The 18,633-nt window shown below is 57.8% G+C and carries 7 protein-coding genes; all 7 read right to left on the bottom strand.

Features of this window, described 5'->3' with window-relative positions; genetic code table 11:
- The coding region (locus ACETPC_RS08390) for a hemagglutinin repeat-containing protein (protein WP_380180392.1) at positions 1-6,566 on the bottom strand (6,566 nt) is incomplete at its 3' end.
- Between the two features lie 24 nt (positions 6,567-6,590).
- On the bottom strand, positions 6,591-8,291 hold the full coding sequence (locus ACETPC_RS08385) for a ShlB/FhaC/HecB family hemolysin secretion/activation protein (protein WP_380180391.1): 1,701 nt from the start codon (positions 8,289-8,291) through the stop codon (positions 6,591-6,593).
- Positions 8,292-8,769: 478 nt separating this feature from the next.
- Positions 8,770-9,246: a hypothetical protein gene (locus ACETPC_RS08380; protein ID WP_380180390.1), complete on the bottom strand. Its 477-nt coding sequence runs from the start codon at positions 9,244-9,246 to the stop codon at positions 8,770-8,772.
- 290 nt (positions 9,247-9,536) lie between these two features.
- Positions 9,537-10,964 carry an efflux transporter outer membrane subunit gene (locus ACETPC_RS08375; protein ID WP_380180389.1) on the bottom strand — a complete coding sequence of 476 codons (1,428 nt, stop codon included), beginning with the start codon at positions 10,962-10,964 and terminating at the stop codon, positions 9,537-9,539.
- A gap of 8 nt (positions 10,965-10,972) precedes the next feature.
- A complete protein-coding gene (locus ACETPC_RS08370; protein ID WP_380180388.1) occupies positions 10,973-14,065 on the bottom strand; it encodes a multidrug efflux RND transporter permease subunit in 3,093 nt (1,030 codons plus the stop codon).
- On the bottom strand, positions 14,062-17,241 hold the full coding sequence (locus ACETPC_RS08365) for an efflux RND transporter permease subunit (protein WP_380180387.1): 3,180 nt from the start codon (positions 17,239-17,241) through the stop codon (positions 14,062-14,064). Before ACETPC_RS08365 ends, ACETPC_RS08370 begins: the two co-directional genes overlap by 4 nt.
- The gene (locus ACETPC_RS08360; protein WP_380180386.1) at positions 17,238-18,473 is read right to left on the bottom strand and encodes an MdtA/MuxA family multidrug efflux RND transporter periplasmic adaptor subunit; all 1,236 of its coding nucleotides are present in this window, start codon (positions 18,471-18,473) and stop codon (positions 17,238-17,240) included. The genes ACETPC_RS08365 and ACETPC_RS08360 overlap by 4 nt, the downstream gene beginning before the upstream one ends.
- Positions 18,474-18,633: the final 160 nt, after the last annotated feature.

Here is an 18,633-nt window from a genome sequence, read left to right as displayed (position 1 = left end):
ACCTCTTTGCCAGTCAGGCTGATGTCTTTTCCGGCCAGCACGTCCGAGCCTTTTACCGTCAGGGCATTGCCCGCGCTTATCGTTACGCTGCCGCTGGTGCTGCCGATAGTGCTGCCCGTATGCGTCAGCGAGGTTTCACTGTCCTGCGTTTTCAGCTTGTTGGTGCCGATGCTGAAGCCAATGCCGCCGGTGCCGGAAATGCCCGATTTTTTGCTCTGGCTGGCGGATTCGGCGTGATAGTAATTTTCCGCCGTGGTGACGGTGATATCGTTGCCCGCTTTTAGCGACACATCGTCGGTGGCAACCACGCTGCTGCCCGCCACGCTGATATTTCTGCCGCTTTCCAGCGTCACCGCCTGCCCGCTTATCAGGCTGCCGGAAGCGGTACTGCTTTGCTCCTGCTGCTGATAAGCGTTTTGTTTGCTGCTCAGGGTTCCGGAGGATTTACTGCTGCCGGAGATCTGCATCTCACGGGTATCCTGACTGGCGGCAATGGCAATATCGCCAGCCGCACTCAGCCCAACCGTGCCTTTTTCACTCTCTACTGAACTGCCCTGAACGCGGATATCGCCTTCGCGGGCGATAATGGCGATATCGCCCTGCGCGCTGAAACCGCTGCCTGAGCCGGTATTACTCTCCGTGGTCATCTGCCGCTGACTGGTGGTAAGGCCGACGCGGTTATGCTCGCTGTCCTGGTCGTTTATCTGCTGGCGCGCTTCTTCAATCGTAACCTGTTTTGCGCTCAGGGCGATGCCGCCCTGGCTGCTGGCAACCTGCGAGCCAACCGCCGCGAAATCGCCGCCTGCCTGAATAACTACTCCTTCTCCGCCGCTCAGCGAACTGCCCAGCAGCCGCTCTTCCTGCCTGCTGTTGCTGACGGAAGAGGTGCTGCTGTTGGCCTGCAGATGCGTACTGTTGGTGGTGGTTTCAGTCAACAGCGAGACGTTGCCGCCAGCCTTAACGGTAAGGGTACCATCGGCCCGCGCCTGGCTTCCCTGAACGCTGATGTCCCGACCGGCCTGAAGGTTAAGGCTGCCGCCCGCCGACAGGCTGCTGCCCAGCGCCTGCTGCCATTCGCCGCCGACCTGCGCCATCCTTTTGCCCGCTTCTTCCATACCTTCGCTTTTACGGTTGCCCATAGCGCCCGCAATCACCTCAAGTTCAGCGGTTTTGCTGCTGCGGGCCGCGCCGACGCTAAGGATGTTGCTGGCGCTCAGGCTGAGGTTTTCCGTCACGGTAAGGCTGGCGCCCTTCAGGCTGATGTCGCCGCCGGTCAGCGTCAGTTCTCGCGCGCTCATACTCGCCTGCCGCAACGCGTTTTGCAGGTCGGTGCTCAGGCTGAGATTGTCGGCTTTAACATTGATGCTGTCCGCACGAATATCGCCGCCCTGCTGCGCGAACAGGCTACTGTCGATATCCAGCGCGGTGTCGGAAAACAGGTTTCCGGCGTTGCTGATACTGTCTGCCGACAGCTGCAACGAGCCGCCGCCAATAATCGCGCCGTCGCCGGTCAGACGTACGGTGGTATTAGCCAGATAGACTTTAGGTACCCAGACTGTTTGCGGCCCGTCGGTGGTTTCCACCGTTTCGCTGACCAGCCAGACGATGTCCTGTTCCAGCGCGGCAATCTGCGCGGGCGTCAGCGCCACGCCGGGCACCAGCTGGAAGTCCGTCGCCGTTTTGACGCCGTTATTCATCAGCTGCTGATAAAGCGCCATGGCGTCTTCGCCTTTTTCGGAAGGCCTTCCGGTCAGCATTAGTAGCTGTTCACGCACTACACGCTGTTCGTAGTAGCCGTCGCCCAGCCGCTTGAGCACCTGCGACGGGTCATAGCCGATCAGTTCCAGCATGTAGTCGCTGCTGATAAACTGGCCTTTATCGGTAAAGCGCGGGTCGGTTACAACCAGATAAGGCGCGCCCGCAGCGGTTTGCTGACGGAACAAAGCGTTATTGGGGATGCTGGTCGCGACGCCAGCCAGATGCTGCTGGCCGGTCAGTTGCAGCTCGCCTGGCAAAGCCGCGCTATTGGCTGCCAGCGGATTACGCTGCCACTCGGCGCGTTCCGCCTCCGCCACGTTTTGTGCCGCTTCCGCCTGACTGATTTGCGCCTGATTGACGGTAGTGTTTTCAATATGCGCGCCAGTGAGGATGACTTTGCCAAAGCCGCTAATTACGCCGTCAATGGTAGTTAGCGCGGTGGTTTCATCGAGGTTATATGTGGGATACCAGTGGCTGCCGGATTTATCATAATGGTCAACGATAAACTCTTCTCGCCGCTCGTTGACCGAATAGCCCTGATTAACGATGTTGCCGGAACCTTCAATCGATAACGCACCGTTAGCGCTGATAACGCTGGCGTCGTTCAGCAACTGCTGGCTGATGCGCAGGGTCATAGCGCCGCCAGAGAGCAGCGTGGCGCCAGTTCCGGCCGAAACCAGCCGGTCTGTAGTAAGGGTTCCCGTTACCGAGCGCTCCCGCAGCAGGCTGTAATCTTCCACAAAGCGGCTGCTGGTAAAATCGAGATGCTGCTGCGGATCCCACTGCTCCATTCTGCCTTTGTCATGCTCGCGCCAGACGGTTTGATGATAAGGCGTCGGCACGGTTTGCCTGCGCGTTCCCTGAGCTTCATAAAACGACATGCTGTAGCTGCCGTCTTCATTGGGAACCAGCGCCAGATAGTTGACCCACAGGTTGATCATTTCTCCCTGGGCATTTTTAACTTTGATTTCTGCACGCTTACCGGCAGCATCGATATTGATGATGGTGCCGTAGGGATTGTTTTCCGCCGCGTTTAAATCCTGAAAAGTCAGTCGCTGGGTAGAGGGCGCGATGGGATCGGTAATGCTGGCGGTTTCATAAGCGCGCCAGAAATAGTTGTAGCGATGCCAGTTATATTCGCTCTGCTCCGCTTCCCGCTCGATTTCCAGTCCTTCGCGCAGGTTGTTAAAGCGGCGGGCCTCCAGCATGATGTCGCCTTCCGCCTCGATGTTGCTGGCACGGTTTTCAATTAAATCGCCGCTTTTTAGCACCAGGGTGCCGCCGCTATAGATAAAACCGCCGTCGCGATTAAGCAGGCTTTCGCCGGTTCGCAGGCTGAGCTTTTCCGTAGCCGCAATCAGCGCGCCGCCGCCGTGGTTGTCGATAAGGCGGCTGCTGACGTCGATTTCATCGCCCATCAGCGTGGCCCGATTATCCAGGCTGTCGCTTTGCAGCGTCAGGCTATCGGCTTCAATGCGCCCCTGATTCAGCAACTTGCCGGTGGTCAGCGAGGCCGTTTTGCTTACTAACGTGGCCAGATTGGTCATATGCTCGCTATTCAGCGTCAGCCTGCCGGGCAGCAGCCAGTCGGCCAGATTGGTGAAGGTGCCGTGGATAGTCAGGATCAGCGCGCTGTTGCTGCTGAGCGTTTCTCCGGCGCGATGAATATAATCCTGCTGTAAATCCAGCGTCAGCGTCTGTTGGCTTAGCAAGGTGCCGTTCTGATTGTCCAGCGTTGCTGCCGCTATCGACAGCGCGCCGTTGCTCTCAATCCTGCCGCTCTGGTTCAGCAACCTCAGCGCCGTACTGCTGTCGAGCTGCAAATCCTGGCCGGAGACTAACGATCCCTGCTGATTATCCAGCGTTTGCCGCAGCGCCAGCGTTAAGGTTCCCGTGCTCTGTACACGGCCTGCGTTGTTGTTCAGGCTATCTGCGACCGCGCTGAGGCTGGTTGTGCCGATAAGTCGACCGCCATCGCTATTATCGATGCGACCGGCCTGGAGAGTTAAAGCCTGCTGGCTGCTGAGGGTGCCGTTAGCGCTGTTGTCCAGCGTTTTACCGGTAAATATCAGCGCCTGCATAGCCACCAGCTGGCCGCCGCGGTTATCTATCGATCCGCCGTTAAGCGTCAGCGTGCCGCCGCTGTGCAGTTTGCCCTGCCGATTATCCAGTGCCTCCAGCTGATAAGTGCCCGCCGCCTGGCTGATAATCGTACCGGACTGGTTATTCAGCGAAGCAGCTGTTGCCTGGAGCGTGCCGCCGCTGTTGATCGTGCCCTGTTCGTTTTCCAGTTGGCTGGCGGCAAGCAGCAGCGCCTGATTAGCCCGCAGGCTGCCCTGGCTGTTGTTCAGCATGCCGGATAACCGGATATCCAGCTGCTGCTGACTGCTGATTGTTCCCTCGGTGTTCAGCAAACTGGCCGCGTGAATCCTGGTATCGCCGCCGCTTTGCAGCGTGCCGGAACTGTTATCCAGGCTACTGATTGAGGTCAGCTGCAGCACGCCTTCGCTGTAGAGCAGGCCACTGCGGTTATCGATTTGCCCGGCGTCGATTTGCAGCTGTTCGCCAGCCAGCAGCTGTCCGCCGATGTTATCAAGCAGCCCTGTCGCCAGCTCCAGCCACAGCGCGCCCGTGGTGCTGGCTTTGCCTTTTTCGCTGTTAAGCAAGCTGCCAGCCAGAAGATGCTGGTTTCCCTGACTGAATAAAACGCCGCCGCGGTTATCCAGCGAGCCGACAAGCTGCGCCTCCAGGCTGGCCAGCGACTGGATTTTTCCCTGCTGATTGTTTAGCGAGGCGGCATTAATGCTGCTGTTGCCCGCGCTGATGATCTGCCCGCTCTGGTTATCAAGCGCATCGGTCAGACTGAGATTCAGCTTCTGCTGGCTTTGAATAACGCCCTGCTCACGATTAAAAAGCTGCGTGCCCTGTAAAAAAAGATCGCCGCCGGAAAGCAGCTCGCCGCCATCGTTATTCAGGGTTTTCTCCGCCGTCAGGCTCAGGCCCGCCGCGCTCTGCACTTTGCCTTGCCGGTTAGCCAGCTCGCCAACTTCCAGCCGCAGACTGCCGTTGCTGCCCATCAATCCCCATTGATTGTCGAGCATGCCGCTGATGCGCCAGCTTGTCGGGCTGTCGCCCAGCGCCGTCAGTTTGCCTCGCAGGTTGGTCAGCGAGGCGCTGTTCAGGCTAAGCTCGCGGGCTTCGATATTGCCATCGGTATTGTCCAGGCCGCCGCGCAGATCAAAGAAGCTCTCTTCCGCTCCTGTCTGCGCCCAAATCCCGCTCTGGTTAAACAGACTCTCTGCCTTAATGCGCCAGGCGCCAGCCTGGATTTGCGCCTGCTGCGAGTCGAGGCTGCCCGCGCTGTTAACAGTGAGTTGCTGACTTTCCACCCGCGCCTGTTTCATGACGACATTGCCGCTTTTGGCGGTCAGCACGGCTTCTTTTGCCGCCAGGCTACTCTGGCTGATATCCAGGTTTCTGCCGCTGAGGCTGACGTTTTTCTGGCTCAGCAGGCTGCCGCTGGCGTGGATGTCGCCTTCGCTGCTTAGCGTCAGATTCGCTGGCTGGATTAGCTTGCTTTCGGTATCGCTGCCCGCCAGGAGGTGGCCGCTGCTGCGGATCGCCTGCTTCGCCTGAAGCGTAACATCGCCCGCCGCCGCCAGCGTGCCGGACTGGACTATTTCGCCCTGGTGGCTCTGCACCTTAAGCTGGCCGCCGCTATAGAGTTTTCCGTGGTGCTCTACCGTATCGCGCGCGGTCAGCGTGATATCGCCGCCTGCCTGGGTATAAGATTCCGCCGCGGTTGACTGCCATAAAAGCTTGCCCTCGCTGCTGATAGTCAGGGTTTTCCCGGCCTGGAGATGGCCGCCCTGGTTGCGCACGCCTACGCCCGCTTCGGTGCCAATCATACGGATTGCGCCGCTGTACATGCCGCCCATCTGCCCCATATCAATCGCCAGCTCGGGCCTGTCGCCGCTGGCGGAGAGCGCAGTGATGTTGTTAACGTCTGCGTCGATTTGGTTGCGTCCGGCCACCGCCGCTATTTTCTCTTTTGCCCTGACTCCGGCGTTGACTTCCAGGGTTCGCGCCAGCAGATCGACATATTCCGTATCGTTTCTTGCATCGCCATTCAGGCCGCCGCCGGTAATGCGGATCGCCCCACGTTCAATCTGATAGCCCGCCAGGCTGCCGTCTGCATTCAGCTGCGGTTTGCCGGTCGTTAACGTCATACGTCCGGCGTTGATCGTGCCGCAACCGTCGCAAAGGATGCCTGCCGGATTGGCGACAATGACCTTAGCTTTGCCGCCTGCCACCTCCAGATAGCCGCGTAGCTGGCTGGGATTGCTGCTGTTGACCTCATTAAGGATGACTTTGGCCGCTGCGGCATTGGGGTTAAGTTTTGGATTGCCCTGGATATAGCCTGCCAGCTGCGTTTGGGTCATTACGACGGAGTTATTGAGGATCGCGCCTTTCTGCCCAACGTCGAACTGTTGATATTGATTGTGGGAGATGCCTGCCTGATTGGGCGCATTGATATTGACCTGCGGCAGGCCGTTTTGCGTGGCGATGACTTCCGGACGCTGAGCGGGCGCAGCCCGACCGTCAGCGACAATACCTTCCGCCAGCGTCGGCGTGCTAAACGCCAGCCCCAGCAGCCAGAAGGCCCGGCGCAGCGTCACCCATAACCGCGTGCCCGCCACTGCTGGAGACTGGCCTGAACGGGCACTACAGCCTCGGGCCAGTTCCGAAACAACTTTTAGTTCGCCGTGCGTGCGGCTGAAGATCAGGCAATAACATTTCTTATTCATTGATAACTTCCTTGTTAACTGTCGCTACAGCTGGAGGTTGAAGCTAAAGCCGCCGGTGACGCCGGAAGTATGCAAGCCTGCTGGCTTAGCCAGCGGCACACTGACAAACAGGTCATAGCTCAGCCGCTGCCACAGCGCGCCCCGTACGCCCAGCGCGCTGCCTGCCAGCGCTTTTCCGGCCAGATAACGGGCGCCTTGTCCACCAACCCGGCCATAATCGACGCCCCAGTAAAGTTCATGCGCGGTCGGGCGCAGGTTCCATGCCAGCTCGTTGCGCCAGACCGCACCTTTCTCGCCCGACAGCATCTGTTCGCCGTCGAAGCCGCGCACCGTGTAGCGCCCGCCGATCGCCAACCTGTCCTGCGGCGTCAGCGCATGTCTGCTCCACTGGCCTCGCAGGCTGGTGTGGTAACGCCATGATGTGGTGGCAATCGGCAGATTGAGGCTGATATCGCTGGTAAACATTGAAGTTCTGGCGCTGCCGTCATTGGATTTTTCTTCTGGCGCGGGCTGCGCGTTAAACAGGCCGGTGCCTTTACGCCAGTTAAGGCTGGCATCCGTTGTGGCGTTGCCGAAATAGCTGCGCTGGCTTAATCCCAGCTCCCAGCCAGCCGTGCGGCGCTGCTGCTGTGCGATATCAATGCCGTTGACCGCATTGGTGGCGTGGCGCCGCCAGAGGCGAAGATTGAATGTCGTTTTATGCGCCTGGTTGCGAAACAGCAGCCGGGACAAAGCAAGCTGCGTATTCTCGCTTTGGCCGCTGTAGGTCAGGGTATCGTTGGCGCTGGTGATATTTTGCTGATAGCTGTAGTCGTTGTAGTTAGCGGAGAAGAGCCAGTAACCATAAGGTATGTTGTAATTAACCGTGCGGGAGCGGCTGGCGTAAGGGCCATGCTCAAACATATCCCTGCCCAGGCTGACGTAAAAAAGATCGTTCTGGGCAAAAGGCGCATTGACGGCCAGCGTCAGGCTGCCCTGATATTTGCCGGTGCTTTTCGCGCCGCTGTCGTCAAGACCGATATTCAGATGCACCGGGCGGCTTTCCCGCCAGGCGATTTTAAGATCGCTGGTGGCTTCCTGAAGGCCCGGCTCAATGCTGATATCCGCCTCTACGCCAGGCACACGCCTGAAATTTTCCAGCGCCTGTTCAATATCCCGCAGGTTCAGGATAGCGCCCGGCGAAGCAGGCATCACATTCCACAGCCGCGCCCTTTTTGAGACGGGTTGGGTAAAAAGGATGCGGTCGATACGGCCCGGCTGTAGCGTCAGAGTCAACATGCCCTGGCTGAGATCCTGCTCCTGCGCCATGATACGGGTAGTGATATAGCCTTTTTGCAGAATGGCGTTTTGCACTTTATTCAGCGCCAGCATGATCCCCTGCGCGCCCAGGCAGCGGCCTCTGGCGTCTTCCGCCGCCTTTAACGCCCACTGGAAACGGCCATCGTCGCCGGTTAAGGCTATGCCCTTTATCGGAAAGCAGGGCCGTTCCGCAGCAGGATAGTCGGGCAGCGCAATGGCTGGCCGCGCAAGGCGCGCCTCGCTCTCTGGTTGGTTTTGCCGCTCCATAGCACGTGCTCTTTCCTGCTGGCGCATTTGCTCGCGCGCGTCAATTTCTGCCGCCTGGCTAATGGGTGTTGGGGAAGCCACCGCGTAGAGCGGAGTACAAATTTGGCCGAGCAGCAATAGCAGGCAGGCCTTGCCTGGCCCGACAGTGTATTGATTCATCCTTGAACGTTCCTGTTATCCATTCAGGTAAAGCAGCGGCGATTAACACATTGATAAAAAAGACTTATACTTTGCGCGCCACGGTAGATTACGTAATAAATTGTTTCTTTTAGCGTCAAAATTATTCAATAAGGGCGAGGTGAATGCAAGCATCGGGCTTAAATATGGCCTTATTTTGTAAGGTTTTTATTAAGCGACGGCTGCGAGACCGTCTTAGCAGCGGCTGAGAGGAATATTTCAGGAAGCGGAATGCGATCAGATTCAGAAGTATTTACGCGTTTCAGATACGTTTTCTGCTCTTAGCGGTGCTTTTTCGCCAGGCAGGAGTCGCGATTGATGTTGTCCGATGTCAACTTTATTACGTTCATACTTAAAACAAACTGTTATTTTAAATGCCAACCCGGAAAACTAAAGCTGGTTAAGCCCTGTTATGGAGCAAGCAGCTGGCTAATCTGAATAAGCATTAAACTTTTCCTGGTTAACGGTAATCATCAGGAGATTTTCTGGCTTCGATTAAATTGATTAACCGCTGACGTATCCACTGCATATGAGCGGCATCGTGCTTACGCTTTTTCGTACCAAACATTTCGTCATGAACGATCAACGTATGCAAAACAACGGCCGTCATCGGCTTGCCAAATTCTTCATACTTACGGAAGGTAACGACGATTAGTGGATCATAGTCGGGAGGTGGCATCACACGGCCGTGAAACAACCCAATGTAATAGGGGGAAGAGCCGAGGGTCGAATTTGAATCTTTAACACGGCCAGGAAAACCTTCGGGAGCTAATGTATAGATTTCAACCTGTTTGTTTTGTTGCCATGTGTATTGAATTAAGGAAAGCTCGGGTTCGTAATCATCCACTACGTCGCTGTCAAAGCCAAAAAAACCGCAGATGTCATCAAAGAGAGGGTTTACCTCTATTTTATCGATGGGCCTTACGTAAACTGGCATGCGATCCCTCTGAGCCTGAATTCGCTTTACGAGCCCGACGAAAGTTTGTTCGCACCTCTTCCAGTGAGGAGCCCGAAACTTCTATGCCTTGAACATCCGTAAGCAATTGAAACAAAGTATCCAGCTGCCCGGCATTGGCCGCTACTGGTTTTTCTTTATGATCCATTATCCCTCCCACTGCAATTTGTTTAAATAGTATACACGCGCGCTAACCAGGTTGTCATTAACTTCAGGCTTACATTGCTGTACCACCTTTAACCGCCGGAAGTCGCCTCCGGCGGCCTGTGGTTTTAGGGTGCGGTCTGCTGCCAGCCGCCGCCCAGCGCGGCGATGAGCTGCACGCTGGCAACCCACTGCGTGCTCTGCAACGACAGCAAGCTTTGCTGCTGGCTCAGGCTGCTGTTTTCGGTGGTCGCCACATCCAGATAGTCGATCATGCCCGCTTCATACTGGTTGCGCGTCACGCGTGCGGATTCCTGGGCCGCCGCCGTGGCGTTCTGCTGCGCCACGATTTCATCCTGTAACGTATTCAGCTCTACCAGGTAGTTTTCTACTTCCTGGAAGCCGGTCAGCACCGCCTGGCGATAGGCGGCAACGTCGGCGTCATAGGCCGCTCTCGCCTGCTCTACTTTCGCCGAGGTTGCGCCAAAGTCCAGCAGCGTGCCGCTGAGCGACGGCCCCAGCGACCAGACGCGGTTTGGCAGCGACAGCAAATTGTGCAGCGCGGAACTGGTGAAGCCGCCGCTGGCGCTCAGGGTTAAGTCGGGATAGTAGCCTGCAATCGCCACGCCGACGGCTGCATTAGCTGCGGCCACGTTGCGTTCAGCGTAGGCGATATCAGGACGGCGCTCCAGCAGCGTTGACGGCACGGCCTGCGGAATAGCGGGCAGCCTGGCCGTTATTTCCGTCGCTGCTGGCAGGCTGAATTCCGCCGGGGTTTTGCCAAGTAAAATGGCGATAGCGTGCTCCGTTTGCGCACGCTGCCAGCTGAGATCGAGCGCTGAAGCACGGGCGCTTTCCAGCTGCGTTTGCGCCTGGGCAAGCGTGCCGCGAGATTCGCTGCCAGCCTGGTATTTGTTATTGATGATGTTGAGATAGCGCTGATAGGCCTTGACGCTTTCCTGATAAAGCGCGATTTGTTGATCCATAATGCGCAGCTGGAAGTAGTCCTGTGCCAGTTCAGACTGGGCGCTAAGCGTGATATTCGCCAGTTCCGCCTCGCTGGCCTGGGCGCTGGCTTTGTTCTCTTCCAGCGTGCGTCGCAGTTTGCCCCAGATATCCAGCTCCCAGCTGGCGCTGGCCTGTAGCGAATGGCTGTCGCTGACGGTTCGCTGGCCCGTTCCCGTTGCCGCGCTGCCGCTGCGCGTGGACGAACCGCTGTAGGTCGCACTGGGGAACAGATCCGAACGGGATTCGCTGACCAGCGCCCTCGCCTGCCGGTACTGCGCTTCATACTGCGCCACGTTCTGGTTAGAGACAGAAACCTGGCGCAGCAGGTTGCTCAGCGTGTCGTCATGATAGACCGACCACCATTCTCCTTTGTTCTGCGCATCCTGCGGCGCGGCTTCGCGCCAGCCCTTAGCTTCTTTATAGTGGGTCGGCACGTTTATCGCCGGACGGTGATAGTCGGGGCCAACGGCACAGCCGCTCAGCAGCATCGCCAGCAAAACAGGCGTCAAAGCGCGACGCCCGGTTAAAATCATCGGTAACTTTTTCATTTTCATCATTAAGCTCTTAAACGCGCCCACTGGCGTTTAGTGGCGCGGCTGGCGCGGTCGAGATAGAGGTAAACCACCGGCGTGGTAAACAAGGTTAATAGCTGGCTCAGCGCCAGGCCGCCTGCAATTGCCAGCCCCAGCGGGCTGCGCAGATCGGCGTCGCCGCCGCTGCCCAGTGCCAGCGGCAGCGCGCCGAAGAAGGCCGCCAGCGTGGTCATCATTATCGGCCGGAAGCGCATCAGGCAGGCCTGGGTGATCGCCTGCTGCGGTGACATGCCCTGGTTACGTTCGGCGGCCAGCGCGAAGTCGATCATCATAATGGCGTTCTTTTTCACGATGCCGATCAGCAGCAGAATGCCGATTAGCGCAATCACCGTGAGCTGGGTGTTGGTGAGCAGCAGCAGCAGCAAAGCGCCAACGCCTGCGGATGGCAGCGTAGAAAGAATAGTCAGCGGATGGATATAGCTTTCATACAGCATGCCGAGCACGATATAAACGGCAGCCAGCGCGGCCAGGATCAGCCACGGCATAGAGGCAGTAAGATCGCCAAAGGCTTTCGCCGTGCCCTGGAATCCGGCCTGGATATCGCCCGGCAGCGCGATTTTCGCCATCGCGGCTTTGATCAAAGCAGAAGCCTGCTCCAGCGAAACGCCGTCCGCCAGGTTAAAGGCTATGGTGCTGGTGGCCGACTGGCCCTGATGCGCTACCGACAGCGGCGCGTTAGCACCGCTAAAGCTGGCGAAAGCAGAAAGCGGTATCTGGTCGCCGGAGTCGTTAACTACATAGAGTTTGTTGAGCATATCCGGATCGCGCGTGTAGGCATCCTGCAACGACATAACTACGTGATACTGGTTCAGCGTTTTATAAAGCGTTGCCACCTGGCGCTGCGCGAAGGAGTTATTGAGCAGCGTATCCACCATATTTACATCCACGCCGAGACGTTTGGCGCGGTCGCGGTCAATATTGATCATCACTTCCTGACCGCCGGTCTGCGAGTCAGAATCGACGCTGGTTAGCTGCGGGATTGCCTCCAGCGCTGCCTTCACTTTCGGCGTCCAGATGCGCAGCGTGTCGAGGTCATCCGCCTGTAAACTGTATTGATAGCTGGCGTTGGCGCTACGTCCGCCGATATGGATATCCTGCGCCGCCATCAGAAACAGCTCTACGCCCGGCACGTTGCGCGTTTTGCCGCTCAGCCGGTTGGCGACTTCCGTTGCCGTGGCGTCGCGCTTGTCGAAGTCTTTCAGATGCACAAAAAAGTTCGCGGTGTTACGCGAGCCAAACGCCCCGCTGCCCATTGAAGACATCACGCCGTCCACCGCCGGATCCTGCTGGATCATTTTGGCGAACGCTTCCATCTTCGGCTTCATCGCCTGGAAAGAGACGTTCTGATCGGCACGCAGCATCCCCATCAGCAGCCCGGTATCCTGGTTGGGGAAAAAGCCTTTCTGCACCACCGAGTAGAGAAACAGGTTAAGGATTACGGTTAGCATCAAGCTAAACAGCGTCAGCCGCTGATGCCGCATCACCCAGTTTAGCGCACGGGCATAGGCCGCCAGCAGGCGATTGAGGCCGTTTTCAATCCAGCGATAAACCGGATGCGGCCTTTTGGTTACGGCAGGTTTGCGCTTCAGCAGCCGCGAGCAGAGCATCGGCGTCAGGCTAAGTGACACCACCATTGAGATAATCAGCGACACGGTTAGCGTCACCGCAAACTCGCGGAACAGGCGGCCGACAATGCTGCCCATCAGCAGAATGGGGATAAAGACCGCCACCAGCGACAGCGTCATCGACAGTACGGTAAAGCTGACTTCGTTTGCGCCTTTCAGCGCCGCGCGTACCGGGCTTAAGCCCTCTTCGATATAGCGAGTAATGTTTTCCAGCACCACTATTGCATCGTCAACGACGAAACCGGTAGCGATGATCAATGCCATCAGCGACAGGTTATCCAGGCTGTAGCCCAGCAGATACATCACCGCGCAGGTGCCGATCAGCGAAACCGGCAGCGCCAGCGCAGGAATAGCCACCGCCTGTAGATTACGCAGAAAGACAAAAACCACGCCGATCACCAGCAGCATGGCGATCAGCAGCGTTTCTTCAGTGTCATAGAGCGAGGCGCGAATGGTCGGCGAACGGTCAACCACGATTTTTAACTGCACGTCGGCGGGCAGGTTTTTCTCCAGCTCCGGCAGCTGCGCCTTTATCGCATCAATGGTTTTTAGCATGTTCGCGCCAGCCTGGCGCGTGACGCCGATCATTACCGACGGCGAACCGTTGTAAAAACCAACGTTGTACTGATCCTCTACCGAGTCATAAACGGTGGCGACATCGCTGAGATGAATGGCGCGGCCGTTTTGATAGCTGACGATCAGGTTGCGATACTGTTTCGCCTGTTCCAGCTGGCCGTTGCCGTCAATCACCCAGGATTGCTTTTCGCCCTGCAACATGCCTTTCGGCAGATTGGTCGTGCTGTTAGCTACGGCCTCGCGCACCTTGTCCAGCGAGACGCCGAAGTGTGTCAGCATCTGCGGCTGTAAATCGATTCTTACCGCTGGCAAGGCGCTGCCCATTAGCGAGACGTCGCCAACGCCCTGCACCTGCGCGATTTTCTGGTCGATTTTACTTTCTGCAATATCGTACAGATCGCCTTTGGAACGGGTAGTCGACGTCAGCGCCAGCATCACGATCGGCGCATCGGATGGGTTAGCCTTACGATAGGTTGGCAGCGACGGCATGCTGCTTGGCAGCAGGCTGCGCGAGGCGTTGATCGCCGCCTGCACATCCCGCGCCGCGCCGTTGATATCGCGGCTCAGCTCAAACTGCAAAATGATATTGCTGGAGCCCTGCGAGCTGCTGGAAGTCATTTCGGTAATGCCCGCAATTTGCCCCAGCGCGCGCTCCAGCGGCGTAGCCACCGTGGCTGCCATCGTCTCCGGGCTGGCGCCCGGCAGACTGGCAGAAACCATAATGGTCGGGAAATCCACCTGCGGCAGTGGCGCAACCGGCAGCAAACGATAGCCCAGCGAGCCCAGCAGCAGCAGCGCCAACGTCAACAGCAGCGTGGTTACCGGCCGGAAAATAAAGAAGCGCGTAATGTTCATCGATAAGCCTTGCGCATTCTACGGCGCGCCCGTTCAGCCAGACGATCGAACCACAAATAGATCACCGGCGTGGAGAACAGCGTCAACACCTGGCTGAAGATCAATCCGCCAACGATTACCAGACCTAACGGCTGGCGCAGTTCCGCACCGGAACCGGAAGCCAGCATCAGCGGCAGCGCGCCGAGCAACGCCGCCATCGTGGTCATCAGGATCGGGCGGAAGCGCAATAAGCAAGCCTGATGTATTGCTTCGCGCGGGCTGAGGTGCTGCTTTTTCTCCGCATCCAGCGCAAAGTCGATCATCATAATGGCGTTCTTTTTCACGATGCCGATCAGCAGTATCACGCCGATTAAGGCGATCAGGCTGAACTCCGTGCCCGCCAGCAGCAGCGTCAGCAACGCGCCGACTGCCGCCGACGGCAGCGTAGAGAGAATGGTTACCGGATGAATAAAGCTTTCATAGAGAATGCCCAGCACTACATACATGGTCAGCAATGCCGCCAGTATCAGCCATAGCGTGTTGCCGGTGGCGCTCTGGAAAGCTTCGGTTTCGCCCTGATAGCGCAGCGTGATGCTGGACGGCACCTTCAGGCTCTGCTGCGTTTCCGCTATCGCCTGCTGCGCATCCTCCAGCGAGTAACCGTCGTTGAGGTTAAAGGAGACAGTTACCGCCGGGAACTGGTTCAGCCGCATATGCACCAGCGAACCGATACGCTGGTGGATAGTGGCAATAGAGGTCAGCCGCACCATGCCGCTGGTCGACGAACTGCTGGTGGAAGAATCAGCAGACGAACTCTCTGTTGAATCTGAAGACGTACTGCTGTCTGAGGAGGAAGTACCCGACGAGCCAGAAGTCGCCAGCCAGATATCGTTAAACGAAGCCGGCGACTGCTGATACTGCGGCGCAACTTCCAGCACCACGCGATACTGGTTCGCCTGGGTAAAGATCGTGGAGACCAGCCGCTGGCCGAAAGCATTGTAAAGCGCGGTATCCACATCCGCAGCGGTAATGCCGTAGCGTGCCGCCGCATCGCGGTTCAGCTCGACGTAAGCCACCTGGCCCTGATCCTGCAAATTGCTCACCACGGAACTGAATTCCGGCCGCTTTTTCAGCGCCTCTACCAGCTTCGGCGACCAGTTTACCAGGTTTTCGCTATCGGCATCGTCCAGCGAGAACTGGTAGCGATCCGGCGTCACCTGATCGTTGACCGTTAAGTCCTGCGCGGCCTGCATATAGAGCTGGATGCCCGGCACGTTTTGCGTCGCCTGCTGTAGTTCAGCAATCACTTTATCGGCACGTTCGTCGCGCTCGTCAAAGGATTTCAGGTTGATTTGCAGCCTGCCGCTGTTAAGGCTGGTGTTGTTGCCGTCGATACCGATAGTGGAAGAGAGGCTCTCTACCGCCGGGTTTTTCAGCACGATCGCTGCCAGCTGCTGCTGCCGCTTCGCCATCTCGTTAAAAGAGACATCCTGGGAAGCTACGGTAACGCCCTGAATCAGCCCGGTATCCTGCGCCGGGAAAAAGCCTTTTGGGATAAAGAGATATAACAGCGCGGTAAACACCAGCGTTGCCAGCGCCACCAGCAGCATCAGCCGCTGATGATTGAGCACGATAGTCAGCAGCCGGTCGTAACCGGCTACCAGCTTATCGAAGAACTGACCGCCCTTGCGGTAGAAACGGCTCTGTTTCTCTTCCGGGATATGGCGCAGCAGATAAGCACAGAGCATCGGCGTCAGCGTCAGGGAGACCAGCATCGAAACCAGGATCGAGACCGCCAGCGTAATAGCAAATTCGCGGAACAGCCGCCCGACAACATCGCCCATAAACAGCAGCGGGATCAGCACCGCAATCAGCGAGAAGGTCAGGGAGATAATGGTAAAGCCGATTTGCGCCGAGCCTTTCAGCGCCGCTTCCATCGGCGTTTCGCCCTGCTCCAGCCGCCTGGAGATGTTTTCCACCACCACGATGGCGTCGTCGATAACGAAGCCGGTGGCGATGGTCAGCGCCATCAGCGACAGGTTATTTAGGCTGAAGCCCGCCAGGTACATCACGCCGAAGGTGCCGACCAGCGACAGCGGCACCGCCACGCTTGGGATCAGCGTTGCCGCCACGTTGCGCAGGAACAGGAAAGTTACCATGACCACCAGCGCAATCGACAGCATCAGCTCAAACTGCACGTCGCTAATCGAGGCGCGAATGGTCTGGGTTCGGTCGGAAAGGATCTGTACTTTTACGCCATCCGGCAGCGCGGCCTGGAGCGTCGGCAGCTGCTTTTTGATGTTATCCACTACGGATATCACGTTCGCGCCTGGCTGGCGCTGCACGCTGATGATAATTGCCGGGCTGTTGTTGGCCCAGGCTGACTGATAAGTGTTCTCCGGCGCCTCTTCAATATGCGCGATATCTTTCAGCCGCAGCGCCGCGCCGTTTTTGTAGGTCAGGATCAGGTTGCCGTATTCTTCAGCGGTGCGCAGCTGGTCGTTGGCATCGATAGTGACCGAATGGTATTTGCCGTCGAAACCGCCTTTCGAGCCGTTAACGTTGCTGTTGCCGATCAGCGTGTTGACGTCTTCCAGCGTCAGGCCGCGCGCCGCCAGCGCTTTGGGATCCATCTGCACGCGAATGGCTGGCTGATGGCCGCCCGCCAGCGTCACCATGCCAACGCCGGAGATCTGCGACAGCTTCAGCGCGACGCGCGTGTTGACCAGATCCTGCACTTTGATCAGCGGCAGCGTATCGGAGCTGGCCGCCAGAGTAATGACTGCTGTATCCGCCGGATTGACCTTTTTATAGGTTGGCGGGTTAGGCAGATCGGAAGGCAACAGGCTGTTGGCCGCGTTGATCGCTGCCTGTACTTCCTGCTCCGCCACGTCCAGAGACAGATCCAGCGAGAATTTCAGCGTGATCACCGAAGAGCCGCCGGAGCTACTGGAGGCCATCTGGCTTAAGCCCGCCATCTGTCCGAGCTGCCTTTCCAGCGGCGCGGTGACGCTGGAGGCCATGACATCCGGGCTGGCGCCCGGATAGAGCGTGGTCACCTGAATGGTTGGATAATCCACCTGCGGCAGCGCCGAGGTGGAGAGAAATTTATAGGCGAAGATGCCTGAGATCAGCACGCCGATCATCAGCAAAATCGTCGCAACCGGCCGTGCGATAAAGATACGGGACGGATTCATTGCGCTTTCGCTTTGCCGCTGGCGGCCTGGGTTTCGTCTGCGGTAATCACGGAGACTTTGCTGCCGTTGCTCAGCCGGTCAATGCCGACCGTCACTACCTGTTCACCCGCCTTCACGCCTTCAAGGATTGCCTGCTGCGTGTCGCCCAATGTCGGCCCGGTTTTCACCGCGCGGCGCGTAACGGTTTTGTCTGCGTTAATTACATAAACAAAGCTGCCGTCGCTGCTTAGCTGAAGAGCCTGCGCCGGAATGACCGTTGCCTGCTTCAGCGTGCCGGTTTGCAGTTGCATATTAACGAACTGATTCGGATAGAGCGCCTCGTCCTTATTGTCGAACAGCGCCTTTAGCTCGACGGTACCGGTGCTGGTATCGATCTGGTTGCTGATAAATTTCACGCTGCCGGTAGCCAGCGCGGTATCACCGTTCTGATCGAACGCGGTAGCAGGCAGCGTCTGGCCGTTGTGCAACGCTTTAATCAGTGTCGAAATATTGCTTTGCGGCACGCTAAAGGTCACGGCGGCGGGCTGCATTTGAGTGATGGTGACGAGCCCGGTAGTGCTGCTGCTCTGCACCATATTACCTTCATCCACCAGGCGTAAACCCACGCGACCGGAAACCGGCGCGGTGATACGCGCATATTCGATGTTCAGCTTAGCGGAGGCGATCTGCGCCTGGTCAGCTTTAACCGCGCCGCGATACTGGCCGACGGTAGCGATTTGCGTATCCAGATCCTGGCGGGCGAGTGAATCCTGCGCATAAAGTTTGCGGTAGCGTGCCAGCGTCAGCTCGGCGCTTTGCAGCAGCGCCTGGTTCTGGCTGAGATCGCCCTGATACTGCGCCAGCGTCGCCTCATAACTGCGCGGGTCGATCTGCGCCAGCAAATCGCCTGCCTTCACCTGCTGCCCTTCCGTGAAGTAAACCTTCATCAGTTGCCCATCTACGCGGCTGGTGACGGTCACCGTGGCGTTAGGGATTACCGTGCCCAACGCGGTCAGATAGACCGGTACGTCCGCCGTGGTCACTTCACCAGCATGTACGGCTACCGGGCCGCCCATCATCATGCCCGGCCCGCCTCTTCCCCCGCCCGGCGGCCCGCCCGCGCCCGGAGGCCCACCGGCATTCTGCGGCGCGCCGCCTGCTGGCCAGAAGCGCCAGATCAGCAGCGCGGCAAGGATAATCAGGATGGCTACAAGGATTTTTTTTCGCGAGAGTTTTGCTGTTGTCGGGGTCATGAGGCTCTGTCAGATCAAATGGAACAAAGGCGCAACGGTATGCCGCCGCGTGAAAAAAGCCAGGTCTGTGTGACCCGGCGTTATTATGGTTTAGCCGGCTGATTAAATTCCATGCTCATAGTGTAAGGTTTCCGTTAAGGATTATTTTATGTCCGCAAAA

The sequence above is a fragment of the Pantoea sp. sgz302252 genome, assembly GCF_042610525.1.
Taxonomy (GTDB): domain Bacteria; phylum Pseudomonadota; class Gammaproteobacteria; order Enterobacterales; family Enterobacteriaceae; genus Erwinia.
Note: the sequence above shows the minus strand (reverse complement) of the source record. Positions and strands in the feature narration are given on the sequence as shown.

Coding starts and splice junctions, on each gene's coding strand:
- ACETPC_RS08385 (WP_380180391.1), bottom strand. CDS start 8,291: ATGAATCAATACACTGTCGGGCCAGGCAAGGCCTGCCTGCTATTGCTG.
- ACETPC_RS08380 (WP_380180390.1), bottom strand. CDS start 9,246: ATGCCAGTTTACGTAAGGCCCATCGATAAAATAGAGGTAAACCCTCTC.
- ACETPC_RS08375 (WP_380180389.1), bottom strand. CDS start 10,964: ATGAAAAAGTTACCGATGATTTTAACCGGGCGTCGCGCTTTGACGCCT.
- ACETPC_RS08370 (WP_380180388.1), bottom strand. CDS start 14,065: ATGAACATTACGCGCTTCTTTATTTTCCGGCCGGTAACCACGCTGCTG.
- ACETPC_RS08365 (WP_380180387.1), bottom strand. CDS start 17,241: ATGAATCCGTCCCGTATCTTTATCGCACGGCCGGTTGCGACGATTTTG.
- ACETPC_RS08360 (WP_380180386.1), bottom strand. CDS start 18,473: ATGACCCCGACAACAGCAAAACTCTCGCGAAAAAAAATCCTTGTAGCC.